The organism is Phenylobacterium sp. Root700 (assembly GCF_001429025.1).
GTDB lineage: Bacteria > Pseudomonadota > Alphaproteobacteria > Caulobacterales > Caulobacteraceae > Phenylobacterium.
Genome location: NZ_LMHT01000027.1, coordinates 1 through 16,282, shown reverse-complemented (window position 1 = coordinate 16,282; position 16,282 = coordinate 1). Strand labels below are relative to the sequence as shown.

Here is a 16,282-nt window from a genome sequence, read left to right as displayed (position 1 = left end):
ATCCGCCCCTTAGCAGTACGGCGTTCAAACGAGGCGCCAGTCGACGCCGCAAATGACACGATGATCGCCGCGGCGCTTGCGCGCCAGGGCCTTGAGGTCGAGGGCGACAAGGCCCCGCCAGGGCGGCTTGGCGTCTACGAAGCGGACCTGCTTGTCGACGAAGGTGACGGTGTCTCCCTTCACCGGGGACTGGAACAGGCCCCCGATCTGGGTGGCGATTTCGCGGGGGTTCTCCACCGCGACCTCGGCCCCGACGATCTCCGCGGCCACCTTGCTCTTTGCGTAGCTGCGCCCGACCGGGTCGCCCCACCAGCCGTCCGGCAGGCTGTACTGGTAGGTTTCGAACCGCGTGCCGAACCGCTTGTAGTCCAGCTGGATCATGTCTTGGCCGCGGAACTGCATGTCGCGCGCCAGCCGCAGCTTCTCGGCGGTCGTCCGCGCTCGGAAGGCTTCGGCGTCGAAGGTCTGCAACACGATCATGAAGCCGCCGTCGCCACCGCGTTCGGCCAGCCAGGCGTGCACCCGGTGATCGGGGGCGACGGGCTGGATGATCTCAACCATGGTCTGGCCGATCATCATCATCTCATTGGTGAAGCCGAGCGCCGCGCTCATGTCATGGCGGAAGCCCTGGTCGACTTGCAGAAAGTCCTGCAACTGACTGGAAACCGCTTTCAGGTCGTGGGTCGCGAGCACGTAGTGACGGATCACGTTCGGCTTGGCGGCTTGAGCCGCGCCGGCGCCGGCTTCTTTGTCTCGGGTCATGTCGAGCATCCCACTAAACCAACCGGAACTTCACGCCGCCGATCCGCGCCCAGTCGCCGACCCGCCGGGCCTCGCGGGCTTTCAGATCGAGGGCGACGAGGCCGCGCCATTGCCCGTCGGAGGGCACGAAATTGATCTTCTTGTCGCCGAACCGCACGCCGTCGCCGTCCGGGGTTCCCCCCTTGAACAGGCGAGCGACCTGCGCGGCGATCTCCTGCGGATTTTCGACGGCCACCTCGCCGCCGACCACGTCGCTTGCGACGCGGGCGTCGCTGTACGGACCCGTCAGCGGGTTGCCCCACCAGTCGTCCTCGGGACTGTACTGGTAGGTTTCGAAGTGGGTTCCGAACCGCTTGTAGTCGAACTGGATCATGTGCTGGCCGAGGAACATCTGATCGCGGGTGAGCTTGAGGTTCTCCTGGGCGGCGCGAGCCTTGAGAGCCGCGGCGTCGAAGTTCTGCATCACGACCATGTAGCCGCCGTCACCGCCCCGTTCGGCGAGCCAGCCGTTCAGGTGGTGGTCGGGTTTGATCGGCTGAACGATCTCCAGCATCGTCCCGCCGACCCGCATCATCGTGCTGTAGAAGCCGTATTTTTCGGTGGTGCCGGGACCTGGGGGTTTCGGCGTCGGGGCCAGGCCCAGGAACTCGTAGATCTGGTCGCAGACGAAGTCGCGGTCGTGGGTCGCGAGCACGTAGTGGCGCACCCGATCAGGACGGGCCTGCACCTGGCTCACGGCTTGGCCGGCCACCATCGCACCGCCCAGCAGGCTGCCCCCGCCCGCGAGGAGCTCACGGCGCTGTAGCAGGGGGGACTGAGGATTGTCGGAATTCATGGTTGCTCTCCTTGCTCAGAATTTCGCGCGAAGCTCGGCGCCATAGGTGCGCGAGGGACCGAAGAAAGCGGAATAGGACCCGGGGAAGGCTGGGGAGTCGTAGATCCGCAGGGCGTAGCTCTCGTCGAAGGCGTTCTCGACAAAGGCCGAGACCTCGTAATCGCCGTCCGCGAAGGTCAGGCCCACCCGGAAGTTGGCGACGCCGAAGGCCGGCTGGCGGGTGGCGGGATTTAGGTCGCCGCCATAGGTGACGTCGTCGCGCCAGGAGTACTCGCCGCGGACATAGCCCTCGATCGCGTCGGCGAGCGGGAAGTTCTGCTGGCCGCGGATGTTGTACTGCCACTTCGGGTTATTGCTCAGCGGGCGACCCGACAGGTCCTGACCGCCGACCGGGCAGGTGCGCAGGGCGTTCTGAACCACCGTGCAGGGCGCGCCTTTGAAGTCTTCGAAGACCGCATCGACATAGGCCAGGCCGCCGGAGATCGAGCCGCCCTGCCAGGGGATGAGCGCGAAGTCGGCCTCGACGCCCTTGGTGTTCAGCTTGCCGGCGTTGCGCAGGATGACCGTGCTGGTGACGTTGTCGAACGACCCGGCCTGATAGTCGAAGAAGTCGCTGTAGAAGAAGGTCAGGTTGAGAACCAGGCGGTTCTCCCACCACTTGGTCCGCGCGCCGAATTCATAGGCGTGGACCAATTCCGGATTGAGCACCGCCCGGTCCGGATTGGTGAAGAACAGGTTGCCGGTCGAGTTGTCGACGGCGCGGCCCTTGTAGCCTCGCGACGCTGACAGATAGTAGGATTGGTTGCTGTTGGGGACGAAACGAACCCCGACCCGGCCGACCCAGTTGGTGTCGTCGGTGCTGATTTTCCCCTGGAACGTGCCTGGCGAGAAGGCGAAGTAGTTGCCGCTCCGCTGCGAGCTGACCTCCATCTTCTCGTAGAGCACCCGCAGGCCGGCGAAGGCTTGCCACTGCTCATTGAAGTCATAGGTCCCATCGGCGAACGCCGCGTAGTTTCGGACGTCGACCGTCCCGCGAGAGGTCGTCGAGCTTTGGCCGAGGATGGTGCCCGCGCCGCCGGCGGTGATCGAGTCGCCGCCCGAGTTCTGATCGTAGAAATACAGGCCGAGCACGTACTGGAGGTTCTGGTCGCCCGGCGAGATGAGCTGCAGTTCCTCGCTCAGGATGCTCAGGTCGCGCTGCTGGCGCGCGTCGTTGCCAAGGTTCACGTCGACGCCATCGACGTCGATGGTGTCGAGCTCTTCCCACTTCCGATAGCCGCTGATCGAGCGCAGCACGTGGCCGTTCTGGAACTCGTGCGAGGCGGTCGCCACCAGATGGGTGGTCTGGGTGCTCTCGTTCAGCGGGCCGTCGGCGATGGAAAGCCGGTTGTCCGGGCTGGGCACGACGCCGTTCGCGGCCTGCCTCGGCAGAAGGTAGAGCCGGGTCAGGGCGCCGTAGGCCCGTGAGTCCAGGCCGTAGAACGACACGCGGCAGCAGGCGTTGTCCTGCTCTTCGTACTGGGCGATGAAGTCGAGCTTGTTGGGGCCGATCTCATAATCGGCGCGCAGACGCAGGCCCCAGCGGTCACGCTTGTTCTCGTCGGTCTTGCGGACCGGGTTCCAGACCTGGCCCTCGTTCTGGGTCAGGCGATAGCCGGCCAGACGCGCCCGCAGGTTGGGGGCGATCGTGCCGCTGATCGCGCCTTCCGCGCGGATTTCGCGCAGCGCCTCGCCATAGCGCAGGTTCGCGAAACCTGAGAATGCGTCGGTGGGCGCGCGGCTGACGACATTGATCGCGCCGGCCGATGAGTTCTTGCCAAACAGCGTGCCTTGCGGACCGCGCAGCACTTCCACGCGCGCCACGTCGAACAGGTCGGTCAGGGCGGCCCCGCCGGGGCCGGCCACCACGCCGTCGATGATGGTGGAGACGCTGGATTCGGTCGCCGAGCTGAAGGCCGCGCTGCCGACGCCGCGGATCCGCAGGCCTGCGCCGGAGGAGGATTGCGCCGGCGAGAACGAGACCGATGGGGCGATGGCGTAGAGGTCTTCCACGCGGCTGACGCCGGAGCGTTCGAGTTGCTCACCGCTGAGCGCGGTGATCGAGATCGGAACCTGCGACAGGCCCTGCTCGCGCTTCTGAGCGGTGACGATGAGTTCTTCGACCACCGCGCTGTCCTGCGCTGCTGCGGCGAAAGGCGTTCCAATCGTCAGCGCGGCCCATGCGACGCCGCACATCATCTTCAATTGCATCTGAAGTCTCCCCGTTTCGTCAGCGAAGCACTTCGGCTTCGTCCGAACGCAACCTGCACTAAGCGGGTCTCGTAATGCAAGTAATGAAGGTGGTTAGCGGAGCGAGGCGATGAGGCCTGGAAGGTCTCGCGCCACAATTTGTTGATTTTGATTTTTCATAACTATCTGAATTATAGACATAAAATGTCGTTCTGATTTGTCGGGCGTGATGGCCCGCACCGAGAATTTTTCGTTGAAGAGGAGCGTTTCCGGACGGTTGACCGCTGCCGAGCAGGCCACTTTCAAGCTTGCCGAGTGGGTGCGGCGGCAACAATTTTAAGTGGCGCCTGGGGCGAACCTTGCAGACCTGAAATTGTCAAAGCCCGCGTTGAGAGTTCCCGGGAATGCGAAAGAAATTATAATTAAATCAGATAATTATGGCGAACCGAGTGACGCTTGTAGGGTTTCAGATTCGCGGCGGCGCAGAGGTCCATGTCGTGATCTGGCCGCAGGGGCGACTTGGCGACCTACCGATGACTAAAAACTTGCATATCCAGACCGATGGGCTCGCCGGAAGCCCGAAAACACACTCGCACGCCACGTCGTCGCCCGGTCCCGCGCGCCGGCGGCGGCGCGCGTGGACAAGTCTTCCGGCGTGGCTTCAGTGTGGGAGACGCCGAGCCTGGCGGTTGGGACCACGGCCTGTGATCGAAGCGGCGACGGGCCGCCATCGAGGTGGAGCTTCCAGAGTCAGAGCTACGATGCCGGCCTAGTCTTGGCGGCCACCCGGTTTCGCCCGGGCTACCCATCGAAATCGAGGCCTATGCCGGGCCGTTGTTCCTGAGCGCCGGGGACAAGGATGGCTCTGGCCTTCGGAGATGACGCCCAATCTGGCCGCCAATCTTCGCGACGCCGGGCGGGACCCTGAGGTTCACATCTATGCGGGGCAACTGCACATGCCCGACCCCGAGACATGGAACGAGGATCTGGGCCTGCTGCTCGACTTCTTCCGTCGCGCGCTGCAGGCCTGATCGGAGAGACCGCCGACGCGCTGAGCGCGCCGGCGGACCGGGCCTAGTTGGAGGCGACGGTGGCCTTGCCGTCCTGCTTGTAGACAACGCCGCCCTTCATCACGAAGTCGACGTGCTGCAGTTCGGTGATGTCGGTCAGCGGATCGCCGTCGACGGCGACTAGGTCGGCGAAGCGGCCGGGTTGGACCGAGCCGATCTGGTCGGCCACGCCCAGCAGGTCGGACGCCGACTGGGTGGCCGAGAGGATCGCCTCCATGGCCGGCATGCCGGACTTCACCATCAGGGCGAACTCCTTGCCGTTCTCGCCCAGCGCGGTGTCGGTGCCGAAGGCGATCTTGACCCCGGCGCGATAGGCGTCGCCGAAGTTGCGCAGGGTTTGGGGCACCACGACCTTGGCCTTGGCCGCGGCCGAGGGGTTCATCAGCTCGGGATGGGTGAGGGCCAGCTCCAGCGAATTGGAGGCCACCAGCAGGGTGGGGACGAGATAGGTCCCGTGCTGCTTGAACAGCTTGTAGCTCTCTGCGTCGGCGAAGGAGCCGTGCTCGATCGAGTCGACGCCCAGCTTCACGGCCATGTCGATGGCGGTCTTGCCGTGGCCGTGCGCCGCGACCTTGAGGCCGAGGCTATGGGCGGTGTCGATGGCGGCCTTGACCTCGTCGACGGTCATCAGTTCGTGGCTGGGATCATCGCCGATGCTGAGCACGCCGCCGCTGGGCATGATCTTGATCAGGTCGGCGCCGCGCTTTTGGTGAGCGCGCACCTCCTTGCGGACCTCGTCGGCGCCGTCGACCACCGAGTTGCCCCAGCCGGAATGCAGCAGTTCGGGGTCGAGGCCGTTGGTGGGGTCGGAGTGGCCGCCGGTCGGGCCGAGCGGTTCCATGGCGACCCACATGCGCGGCCCGGTGACCTGGCCGGCGTTGATGGCGCGCTTCAGCGCCACGTCGACGCCGCCGCCGCCGCCGACGTCGCGGATCGAGGTGAAGCCGGCGAGCAGCAGGTTACGGGCGTTGACCGTGGACGACAGGGCCGAGTCCAGGCTGGTGCGAGTCATCTTCCGGGCGATCGGGTCGCCCTTGGGCTTCAGCGACTGGATATGGGTGTGGCTGTCGATGAAGCCGGGCATGACCGTGGCGCGCGACAGGTCGATCACCTCGGCGCCGACCGGGGTTACAAAGCCTGGTTCGACGGCGACGATCTTGTCGTCGGTGATGCGGATGCTGACCTGGCTGCGCGGCAGCTTGCCGACCCCGTCGATGAGCCGGCCGGCATGGACCACGATGTCCTTGGCCTGGGCGGGGGCGGCGGCGAGGGCCAGGACGGCGACCGAGGCCATGGCCGCGGCGCGAAGGGGCGGGCTGATCTTCAAGGGCTAATCTCCTGCGGAAAATCCGGTGCTTTGAACACGCCGAGGCCTAGCCGCCCTGGATGGGGACGGGCGGAAGGTCTGGGTCGAAATAGGGTCTGGGTCGAAATGGAGACCGTTCACGCGGCCGGCGGCCGCGTGAACGGTGAAGGCGATCAGAACTTCTTGTTGAAGGTCACGCCGACGGTGCGCGGACGCACGGTGACGCCGTTGATCGTCCCGGCGCTGATCGCGCTCTGGTTCTTGGTGACGTAGGCCAGTTCGTCGGTGATGTTGTTGACGTAAACGTAGGCGCCCCAGTCCTTGGCCTCCACGCCCACGCGGACGTTGGCGAGGGTGTAGGACGAAACCTTCTGCCTGAAGGCGTTGGTCGGCCGGAACTCCGAATAGCTGGTGCCGACATAGTTGGCGTCGAGCCGCGCCAGACCGTCCAGGCCATCGGTGAGCGGCCAGGTGTACTGGGCCGCCAGGCCGGTGGTGACTTTCGGAATGAACGGGATGCGGTCGCCCTTGCGGCCCGGAGCGTTGACGTCAGGGTTGACCTGGTCCTCGACCAGCTTGGCGTCGCTGAAGTTGGCGTTGGCCTGGAGCTGCAGGCCCTGCATCGGGTTCAGGACGGCCTCGATTTCGGCCCCCTTCACCCGGGCGGCGCCGGCGTTGCTGATGAACGAGAAGGCGCCGTTGGCCGTGCGGCCGCTGACCTGCATGTTGTCCCAGTCGATCTGGTAGACATCGAAGTTCAGGGTCAGGCGGTTGCTCCACCAGGCGGTCTTGGCGCCGAGCTCGTAGTTGACCAGGCTGTCGGAGTCGTAGGGCGTCAGGGCGCCGGGCAGGCCGATCACCTGGTTGGCGCCGCCGGGGCGGAAGCCTTCCGAAGCCTGGGCGTAGACCATGATGTCGTCGTTGACGTCATAGGAGGCGTTGAACTTGAACACCCAGCCGTCTTCCTTGGAGGAGACGGTGGTCGGCGGGGTCACGCGGGCGCCGATCAGGTCGAGGCCGACGAAGGTCTGGCCGACGATCTTCTTTTCATACTTGAAGTAGCGGGCGCCGGCGGTGAGCGTCAGCTTGTCGGTGATCTCGTAGGAGCCTTCACCGAAGGCGGCCGTCTGCTTCAGGCTGTCGTCGATCGTGCGGACGGTGGAGATGCGGGCCGGCGAGTAGGCGATGCCGGTGACCGGATCCACGCCCTGCTGCTGGCTGACGATGAAGGCGTCACGGTCTTCCGAGAACAGGCCGACGGTCCAGTTCAGCGGCCCTTCGGCGGTCGAGGACAGGCGCAGTTCGTTGGTCCAGGTGTCGACGTCCTGCGGCTGGTGCAGGGTGCTGGGCGTGTGGGTGTTCACATAGGCGTTGAACGTCGCGAACTCGGCCGGGCCGCAGGGGACGCCGCCGTTGCGCGAGGCGCAGAGGCCCGGATTGTTGCGGAAGTTGCCGATGAAGTTGCTGACGTCGGAGGTCTGCAGCTGGCTGCGCGAATATTTCGAGGTCACGCCGGTCAGGGCGGCCCAGCCCAGGTCCCAGCGGGCGGTCAGGCTGTAGATGTTGTAGTCGTCGTACAGCGGCAGCTGGGCGCGGCTGGTCGAGACGTAGTCGCCGGACTTGACGCTGACCGACTGGGCGACCGCGTCCGTGCGTTGGACGAAGGCCGCGGCGTCGATGGTCAGGTTCTCGGTCGGCTCGTAGCGCACCAGCAGGCGGCCGGCCCAGGTGGTCTCGTCGTTGAGGTTCTTGAGGCCAAGGACGTTGTTGTCCACGTAGCCGTCGACCTCGCGGTAGAACACCACGGCGCGGGCCGCCAGCTTGTCCTCGACCAGCGGCAGGTTGACCATGGCGTTGGCCTCGTAGCCCATGCCGCCACCATTGGTGGAGAAGACGTTGCCTTCGAAGGCGCCTTCATTCTCGTAGCCCGGCTTGCGGAAGATCACCCGCACCGTGCCGCCCATCGAGCCCGAGCCGTAGAGCGTGCCCTGGGGCCCGCGCAGCACTTCGACCTGCTGGACGTCGAACAGCTTCAGGTCCGGCGAACGCGCGCCGCTGTCGCTGGTGGTGCCGGGCGAGCCGCCGACCGGGGTTTCGTCGTAATAGATGCCGACCTGGGCTTCACCAGCGCCCTGGATGCCGCGGATCACCACGCGCCGCGCGCCGGGGCCGCCGTCGACCAGGGTCAGGCCGGGCACCGCCTTGGCGTAGTCGCCGATGTTGTCGACGCCCATCTTGGCCAGGGTCTCGCCGGTGACGGCGGAGATGGCGATGGGCGTATCTTGCAGGACGGTCGAGCGCTTCAGCGCCGTGACGACCAGTTCTTCGACCGCCGGGCCGCCGCTGGCGGTCCCTTGAGCCCAGGCGGTTCCGCCGCCCGCCGCGATCAGCAGAGCCGAGCCCAAGGCCGTGGCTCCGAGCAAGCGGGTGCGCTGTCTTGTTGAAATGAGTGTGGTCATGTAATCCCCCGGCCGCGATATTCTTGATCTGAATTGTCGAAAATAGTTCCATTCGAAACTATTCGTGGCAACAGCAGAGTTTCCTCGCTGAGGAAATTTCTGCCTGCTGTGGTCTTTACGCCATCTTGGATCGCCAAATTCCAGCCGAACTCAATGATCCGGCGCAAATTTGTGCCTGAAAGCGCCCGCCCCCGGCCTTTTAGCCGCGCAGAGCCGAAACGTAGGTTCCGATGTCGAAATAGTCGCGCCAGACCTTGATGCGTCCGTCCTGCATTTCGAACACGCCGCAGCAGGGCAGGTTGACCGGCTTGTCGCCGACCATCGTCCGATCAAGGCGCTCGGCGATGACGATGTTCCCCTTGGACACCAGGTTCAGGACGTCCCACTCGGTCGAGGTCCAGTCCTTCAGAAACGCCGCGATGAACGGACGCAGGGCCTCGTGCCCGGTCACGGGCTTGGTCGGCATGTTGTGATAGACGCCGTCCTCGCAAAAATACTGAACCAGCTCCTCGACATCCAACCGCGACCACGCGGTGATGAAGTCGGCTATCACCTGTTCGTTGTTCGCCATCTTTGGCTCCCCCTCTTGTTGTTTGAGACCGCCTAGGCCGCCCGCAGGTGGGCGCGCTCGTTCAGCGCCACCACGGCCCGCTGACCGCCACGGGCGCACATGTAGCGATGCACGCTGGTGTAGCCCGGCTCGAAGAACAGCCGCGGCGCCATGCCCAGGATGTGGGCGGTCCAGACATTGATGACTCCGCCATGGCAGAACACCGCCACCCGCTGGCCCGCATGGGCGGCGATCACCTCTTCCAGCGCGCCGACGACGGCGGCGCTGAAGGCGTTGATGTCCATGGCGTGCTCGCCCCTCGCAAGGGCCAGCCATGCCTCGTAGTTCTCGCGCTTCAGGACCTCCATCGGCACGTAGGAGCCGGAATCGCGATCGAACTCGGCCACGCCTTCGTGCTGACTGATCTGGTGGCCAAGGTGGTCGGCGAACGGCTGCGCGGTCTGGATGGCCCGGCGCATGGGGCTGGACCACACCGCGTCCGCGCCCTCGTGGGCCAACCAGGCGGCCACCTTGCCGGCCTGGTCGCGGCCTTCCTGCGACAGATCGGGATCGGAGCTCTCGTCGTTGCGCACGGGCAGGCCGTGGCGGATGAGGATAAGTTCCATGGCCCAATTCCCCCGTCGCGCCGGTTTTCCCCGGCTTCGCGCGCCTTATCGCTGAGGTTGTGGCTGTGCGCTAGGCTCTTGGCGGCGGGAGGTGGCCTTCGGGTTAGAGGCGTGGCGGCCGGGGGCGCATCATCAGTTGCGCTCGTCAGCCGACCCAGATCGGCGGCGTGCGGCGATACCACTGCAATTCGCGCTCAAGCTCGAAGGCGAGCTGCAGCAGCACGGCCTCGCCGCCGGCGCGGGTCGAGAATTGCAGGCCGATCGGCAAACCGTCCTGGCTCAGGCCCATGGGCAGGGTGATCGCCGGCGTGCCGGCGATGTTGTCGATCCAGGTGGGGGCGAAGCCGAATACACGCTCGATCTGGGTCTCGGCGGGCAGGGCCGGGTCGAGATAGGACAGCGGGATCGGCGGCTTGTTCTGCGTCGGGGTCATGTAGACGTCGATCGTCTCGAACTGGGCGTCATAGCCCTGGACCGCCTCGGTGAGCGTCGCCACCGCCGCGCCAAGATCGCCGGGGGCCGAGCGCCGTCCGATCTCGGCCAGGCCCAGGGTCAAGGGTTCCAGGTCGTCGGGGCCAGGCTCGCGTCCCAGATCCACCCCGACCGCCTTGACGCGACCGGCCGCCGCAGCGCCGAACATGACCCGCACGGCCTGGTTGGCGCGCGCGATGTCGAAGGCGAGGGGGCGATCGGTGACCTTGTGTCCGAGCCGCCGCAGCAGCGGCAGCGCCTTGGCGAACACCGCCTCGACGTCGGGGCTCGGCGGGGCGCCGTTGTTCTCGGCCGGGTGGGCGCCGATGCGCAGCCGCCGCTGGCCCGGGCCGGTGACCACGCCGACCGGGGCGAAGCGCGCGGCTTCACCGGTCATTTCGGTCGCGGCGAACCAGGCGGCGGTGTCGCGCACCGTGCGGCTGACGCAGTTGTTGACGGTGAGGTCGGTGATCGCGTGATCGTTCTGCGATCCGACCATGCGCCCGCGCGAGGGTTTCAATCCGACCAGGCCGTTGGCGGCGGCCGGAACGCGGATCGAGCCGCCCGAGTCGCTGGCGTGCGCCACCGGCACGACGCCCGCGGCCACCGCCGCGGCCGCGCCGCCCGAGGATCCGCCGACGCTATGCTCCAGGTTCCACGGATTGCGGGTCGGCCCGGCGAGCAGCGATTGGGTGGTCCCGGACAGGCCGAGTTCGGGCGTGGTGGAGCGCCCGATCGAAACGACGCCCGAGCGTTCCACGGCGACGACATAGGGGGCGTCCGTTTCGCCGATGCGAGCGCGGTAGGCCCGAGATCCAAACGTGAAGGGCAGGCCAGCCTGCGAGGCGACGTCCTTGATCAGCGTCGGCACGCCGGGCAGCGGGCCGGCGACGCCAGCCGCCGCCATCTTGCGGGCTCGCTCAAAGTTCGGGAGCGCGACGGCGTTGATCTGCGGGTTGGCCTTCTCAAGGCGGGTGATCGCGGCCTCGACCAGATCAGCGGCGCTGGCCTTGCCCGTGCGGACAGCCTGCGCCATCGCCACGGCGTCCATCGGAGCGGCGCTCGCGCTCGAAGCACGCGCCTGAAGAGGGGCGGCGCTCGCCAGGATGGCGGCGGCCTGCGCGAACCCGCGACGGGTCAACTCGGTCATGGAATCTCTTCTTCTGATTTGTCAGTCGGACCGCGGCGATCAAGGCGTCATCAGCGCCGAGAGCGCAGGGCGACGGCGCGGCGTCGGGAGCCCATGGCTCCCGACGCCTTGGTCGTTAGAAGTTGGCTTTCAGCTCAAGTCCGACCTGACGGGGCGAGCCCCATGCGACGAAGCGGGAGCCGAAGTTGTCGGAGGAATCCATCTGCACGAGATAGTCCTCGCCGAACAGGTTCGTGGCGTACAGGCGCACACGGTACTTTTCCTCCGGGCTATCCCAGATCAACGCGGCGTTGACGATCGTATAGGCCTTCTGGGCGTCCTGAGCGTTGTTGAACTCGCGGAAGTAGATCTTGCTGCGGTAGCTCACGTCCGCGCGGGCGGTAAGCCGGCCGCCGACATTGAGCGGGTCGGTCTTGTAGGCGACGCCGACATTGCTGGAGACCTTCGGCGAGTTGTTCAGATAGTGCCCCTTCACGTTCTGGGTTCCGAGCGCTGGGTCCAGCGAGTCGATGTTGGAAAACTCGGTGAACTTGGCGTCCAGGAACGAGGCGTTGGCGTTGAACGTCCAGTGTTCCTCGGGCTTCCAAACCGCCTCGACTTCGAGGCCCTTCACCTTGGCGGCCGGGGCGTTCTTGATCAGGCGGACAAGGCCGACCACCTGGCTCAGCTGCAGGTCGGTGTAGTCGTAGTAGAAGACTGAGGCGTTCACGATCAGGGTGTTGTCGAGCAGCCGGTTCTTCCAGCCCGCCTCATATGACGTGACCTTCTCGGGCTCGAACCCGTTGTCGCAGGCGTAGAGGTTCCAGCCGCCGCTCTTGAAGCCCTTCGAATAGGTCGCATAGACGTTGCTGTCGTCCGAGACGTCGAACTGCGCCCCGATTTTCGGGGTGGTGGATTTGTAGGCCACGTCGTTGGTGCGCAGCGGGCAACTGGCGAAGGGCGGCGTCGGCCCGAAGCTCAGCAGTGTCCGTTGGGTCTGGGTGATCTTGTCTTCAGAGAAGCGGATGCCCGCCACGATGCGAGCCCGGTCCGTCAGGTTCCAGGTCGCGTCGCCGAAGACCGCTTTGGACTTCGTCATCGTGCGCATGGAGAGGTGGTCGAGGGAGCTTCCGGCAGGCAGCGGGAAGATGCCGAGCGGGAAGTCGTAGTGCAACTGATCGAAGGCGCTGTCGCGCATGTAGAAGGCGCCGACAACGGCCGTCACCGGGCCGACCTGGCCGCCGATATTCAGTTCCTGGGTCACGGTCCGCGAACGGGCGGTGCGCTCGGAGGGGAAGGCGCTGACATTGATGGAATCGTCGTCGCGCACTTCGTGATCGGCCAGGCGCTGGTAAGCGGTGATCGACTTGACCTGGAAGTCGCCCAGATCCCAGGTGAACGTGCCAGAGGCCGAGGCGAAGTCCCGTTCAGCGCCGATCGGGTCGTTCGCCGCGATGCGGCGTGGCTCCAGCGGTACGGTGGCGCCGGTCAGATAGGGGTTCACCGCCTGCGCTCCCGCCGTCGGGACATTGTACAGCGTGAAGTAGGAGGTCGGGCCCTCGCCGTGGAGCCCCGTGAGGCCAAGGTCGAATGTCAGATTCTCAAGTAGGTCGGCCTGCACGCGCAAGCGGGCGGCCAGGGTCTGTCCCTTGTCGACATCTTGGCCGTTCGGCAGGACGTTCTTGACGAAACCCTCGTCGCGGTCCCAACGGTCGATGACCAGCCGGCTGCGTACGCGGTCGCCGAACGGCGCGTTGATCACCCCTTGCAGCCGGGTCTCGTTGTAGGTGGCGTAGCTACCGAGCACGTAGCCTTCGAGTTGGTCGCTCGGCGCCTGGGTGATGAAGTTGATCGCGCCGCCGTTGGCGTTACGGCCGTAGAGCGTGCCTTGCGGGCCGCGCAGCACTTCGACGCGCTCGATGTCGGTCTGGGCCAGATCGCCCATGGACGGCCGTGGCTGGTAGACGCCGTCGACATGGATGGCGACCCCGGGCGAGCCCTGGTTCAGTCCCACGCCACGGATCGTGATTGCGGTCTGGCCGAGCAGTTTGCCCGCCTGCATGCTGGGAACCACGAACTGAAGGTCGACGGGAGACGCCACCCCGCGCTCCTGCAGCGCGGCCCCGCTGATTGCGGTGATCGCGGCCGGGACATCCTGGATGTTCTCGGCCCGCTTCTGAGCGGTGACGATCAGTTCGTCGATCTGAACAGGCCCGTCCGCTTGGGCCCAGGCTCCGCTGGCCGCCGCCAAACCGCTGATCGCGGCCGAGCCGCACAACAGCACTTGCAAGCACTTACGCATGGGATTTCCCCTCCACTAATGATTCCGCGTCCGGCCTCAGGCGGGCCGGTTTTGACGATCCGGGTCATAGATACCTTCTTGTGTAAGCTCGCTGTCAAGCAATTTGACGATGCGGTGCATCGTGGAGCTGGGTTTGCGAACCCCTGCGGTAGAAAGGTGAGGCGAGATAAAACCCGGCGTTGCGGACCATCACCGCCGCGAGCGCGTGCAAACGTAATTGTCCAAACTGAACCTTGGCGCCCTCATTTGTCGAAGCGCTTGACGAGCGGTGGCGATTTGGGGATTTTGTGCACCAGTACGTCAATTCGATCGCCCGTCGCGGATAGACCGCGGGCCGCCATCTGGGCGGTGGAATAGGCGACGGGCTTCTGGAGGATGCTGTGAACCCCACCCAAGACACCGTGTTGGATTTCGACCCCGTCGCCCTGCGCGAGAAGTATCGCGCTGAGCGTGACAAGCGCCTGCGCAACGAGGGGACCAGCCAGTATCGCTATGTTGAGGGTGAGTTCGCCCACCTGCTGGACGATCCCTATGTCGAGCCGGGCTTCACGCGCGAGCCGCTGAGCGACGAGGTCGACGTGGTGGTGATCGGCGGCGGGTTCGGCGGGCTGATGGCCGCGGCCCGGCTGCGCGAGGCCGGCGTCAAGAGCATCCGGATCATCGAGAAGGGCGGCGACTTCGGCGGCACCTGGTACTGGAACCGCTATCCGGGCGCGGCCTGCGATATCGAGGCCTATGTCTACATGCCGCTGCTCGAGGAGCTGGGCTACGTCCCCTCCGAGAAGTATGCGGGCGGGGCGGAGATCTTCCAGCACAGCCAGGCGATCGGCCGCCATTTCGATCTCTATCGCGACGCCTGCTTCCAGACCGAGGTGACCGAACTGCGCTGGGACGAGGCGGCGCTGCGCTGGATCGTCTCCACCGATCGCGGCGACGCCATGAAGGCGCGCTTCGTCTGCATGTCGACCGGGCCGCTGCAGCGCCCGAAGCTGCCGGGCATCCCCGGCGTCGAGAGCTTCAAGGGCCACACCTTCCACACCAGCCGTTGGGACTACGCCTATACCGGCGGCGACGCACAGGGGAACATGACCGGCCTGGCCGGCAAGCGGGTCGGCATCATCGGCACCGGCGCCACGGCGATCCAGGCGGTGCCGCACCTGGGCGAGGGCGCGGGCCATCTCTATGTCTTCCAGCGCACGCCCTCATCGGTGGACGCCCGTTACAACCGGCCGACCGATCCGCAGTGGGCCAAGAGCCTGGCGGCCGGCTGGCAGCAGGAGCGGATGGACAACTTCAACCTGCTGGTCAGCGGCGGCGTCGCCGACCAGGACATGGTCGGCGATGGTTGGACCGAGATCCTCTCGCCGATTGGCATCGCCATGAGCGGCGGGATGGGCCCCGAGGCCTTCGAGCAGATCCAGCTCAAGGACTTCGCGCGGATGGAGCGGATCCGGGCGCGGGTGGACGAGGTCGTCCAGGACGGCGCGACCGCCGAGGCGCTGAAGCCGTACTACGACCAGATGTGCAAGCGCCCGTGCTTCAACGACTACTATCTGGACACCTTCAACCGTCCCAACGTCACCTTGGTCGACACCAAGGGGCAGGGGGTTGAGGCGATCACCGAGCGCGGCGTCGTGGTCGACGGCCAGGAGTATGAGCTCGACTGCCTGATCTACGGCACCGGCTTTGAGTTCCAGACCGACTACGCCCGGCGGACCGGCTTCCAGACCTACGGACGCGGCGGGCTGAGCCTGTCGGAGAAGTGGAAGGACGGGGTCTCGTCCCTGCACGGCATGACCACGCGCGGCTTCCCCAACATGTTCGTGCTGGGCAATGCGCAGTCGGCCAATACGCCGAACTTCACCCACATGCTGAACGAGGCCAGCAAGCACGTGGCCTATATCGTCAAGCATTGCGAGGACCGGCAGATCCGCGCCATCGAGCCGAGCCAGGCGGCGGAAGAGGCCTGGGTGGCCGAGGTGATGTCGTACGCCGGCATGCGCCGCGCCTTCGACCAGGAGTGCACGCCCGGCTATTACAACAACGAAGGCATGCCGTCCGACCTGGCCGTGCGGAACAACTTCTACGGCGGCGGTCCGGTCATCTTCATCCAACTCCTGAAGGAGTGGCGGGCCGCCGACAGCCTGCCGGGCATGGAAATCGCCCAGGCCGAAACCGTCTCGGCTTGATCTGAACCTAAGGGGAGGGCGCATCGGCGGCCTCCCCATCTGCTCGATATTTTGGAGACCAGCGCCATGGCCCTCGACACCGGTGATCAGCCCAAGACCTTCAACTGGGAAGACCCGCTCGACCTGGCCTCGCGGCTGACCGAGGAGGAGCGGATGGTCTGGCAGTCGGCGCGGTCGTACGCCCGCGAGAAGCTGCTGCCGCGGGTGGTCTCGGCCTATGCCGACGAGCGCTTCGACCGCGAGATCATGAGCGAGATGGGCGCGCTGGGCTTCCTGGGCGCCACCCTGCCTGAGCAGTACGGCGGGGCCGGGGTCAGCCATGTGGCCTACGGCCTGATCGCCCGCGAGATCGAG

At 66.0% G+C, this 16,282-nt stretch carries 12 protein-coding genes; 3 read left to right on the top strand and 9 right to left on the bottom strand.

Annotation, left to right across the window (positions count from 1 at the left end; genetic code table 11):
- Positions 1-24: 24 nt before the first annotated feature.
- From ASE02_RS13855 to ASE02_RS13845, 3 genes are read right to left on the bottom strand one after another with little or no spacing between them, the layout of a single operon-like run.
- A complete protein-coding gene (locus ASE02_RS13855) occupies positions 25-762 on the bottom strand; it encodes a VOC family protein (protein WP_162257171.1) in 738 nt (245 codons plus the stop codon).
- Positions 763-775: 13 nt separating this feature from the next.
- The gene (locus tag ASE02_RS13850) at positions 776-1,597 is read right to left on the bottom strand and encodes a hypothetical protein (protein ID WP_056735125.1); all 822 of its coding nucleotides are present in this window, start codon (positions 1,595-1,597) and stop codon (positions 776-778) included.
- Between the two features lie 15 nt (positions 1,598-1,612).
- Positions 1,613-3,847, bottom strand: a complete 2,235-nt coding sequence (locus tag ASE02_RS13845; protein ID WP_056735124.1) for a TonB-dependent receptor — start codon at positions 3,845-3,847, stop codon at positions 1,613-1,615.
- An 857-nt stretch (positions 3,848-4,704) separates the two neighbouring features.
- Between ASE02_RS13845 and ASE02_RS22370 the strand changes: the two genes are divergently transcribed.
- A complete protein-coding gene (locus tag ASE02_RS22370) occupies positions 4,705-4,857 on the top strand; it encodes a hypothetical protein (protein ID WP_156406054.1) in 153 nt (50 codons plus the stop codon).
- Positions 4,858-4,900: 43 nt separating this feature from the next.
- Here the strand turns inward: ASE02_RS22370 and ASE02_RS13840 are convergent, their stop codons facing one another.
- The 6 genes from ASE02_RS13840 to ASE02_RS13815 all read right to left on the bottom strand — a co-directional run bounded on the left by ASE02_RS13840 (position 4,901) and on the right by ASE02_RS13815 (position 13,739).
- Complete coding sequence (locus tag ASE02_RS13840) at positions 4,901-6,223, bottom strand: amidohydrolase family protein (protein ID WP_200957677.1); 1,323 nt, start codon at positions 6,221-6,223, stop codon at positions 4,901-4,903.
- Between the two features lie 152 nt (positions 6,224-6,375).
- Positions 6,376-8,661 (bottom strand): TonB-dependent receptor, encoded by a 2,286-nt coding sequence (locus ASE02_RS13835; protein ID WP_082602071.1) that lies wholly within the window; start codon positions 8,659-8,661, stop codon positions 6,376-6,378.
- A 199-nt stretch (positions 8,662-8,860) separates the two neighbouring features.
- Positions 8,861-9,232, bottom strand: a complete 372-nt coding sequence (locus ASE02_RS13830; protein ID WP_056735123.1) for a limonene-1,2-epoxide hydrolase family protein — start codon at positions 9,230-9,232, stop codon at positions 8,861-8,863.
- Between the two features lie 32 nt (positions 9,233-9,264).
- The gene (locus tag ASE02_RS13825) at positions 9,265-9,837 is read right to left on the bottom strand and encodes a histidine phosphatase family protein (RefSeq protein WP_056735122.1); all 573 of its coding nucleotides are present in this window, start codon (positions 9,835-9,837) and stop codon (positions 9,265-9,267) included.
- Positions 9,838-9,982: 145 nt separating this feature from the next.
- Positions 9,983-11,458, bottom strand: coding sequence for an amidase family protein (locus ASE02_RS13820; RefSeq protein ID WP_056735121.1), 1,476 nt, complete (start codon positions 11,456-11,458; stop codon positions 9,983-9,985).
- 115 nt (positions 11,459-11,573) lie between these two features.
- On the bottom strand, positions 11,574-13,739 hold the full coding sequence (locus ASE02_RS13815; RefSeq protein ID WP_082602070.1) for a TonB-dependent receptor: 2,166 nt from the start codon (positions 13,737-13,739) through the stop codon (positions 11,574-11,576).
- 380 nt (positions 13,740-14,119) lie between these two features.
- Between ASE02_RS13815 and ASE02_RS13810 the strand changes: the two genes are divergently transcribed.
- Both ASE02_RS13810 and ASE02_RS13805 read left to right on the top strand, forming a co-directional pair.
- Positions 14,120-15,928, top strand: coding sequence for an NAD(P)/FAD-dependent oxidoreductase (locus ASE02_RS13810; RefSeq protein WP_156406053.1), 1,809 nt, complete (start codon positions 14,120-14,122; stop codon positions 15,926-15,928).
- A 66-nt stretch (positions 15,929-15,994) separates the two neighbouring features.
- Positions 15,995-16,282: acyl-CoA dehydrogenase family protein (locus ASE02_RS13805; RefSeq protein ID WP_200957676.1), on the top strand; the 288-nt coding region annotated here is incomplete at its 3' end.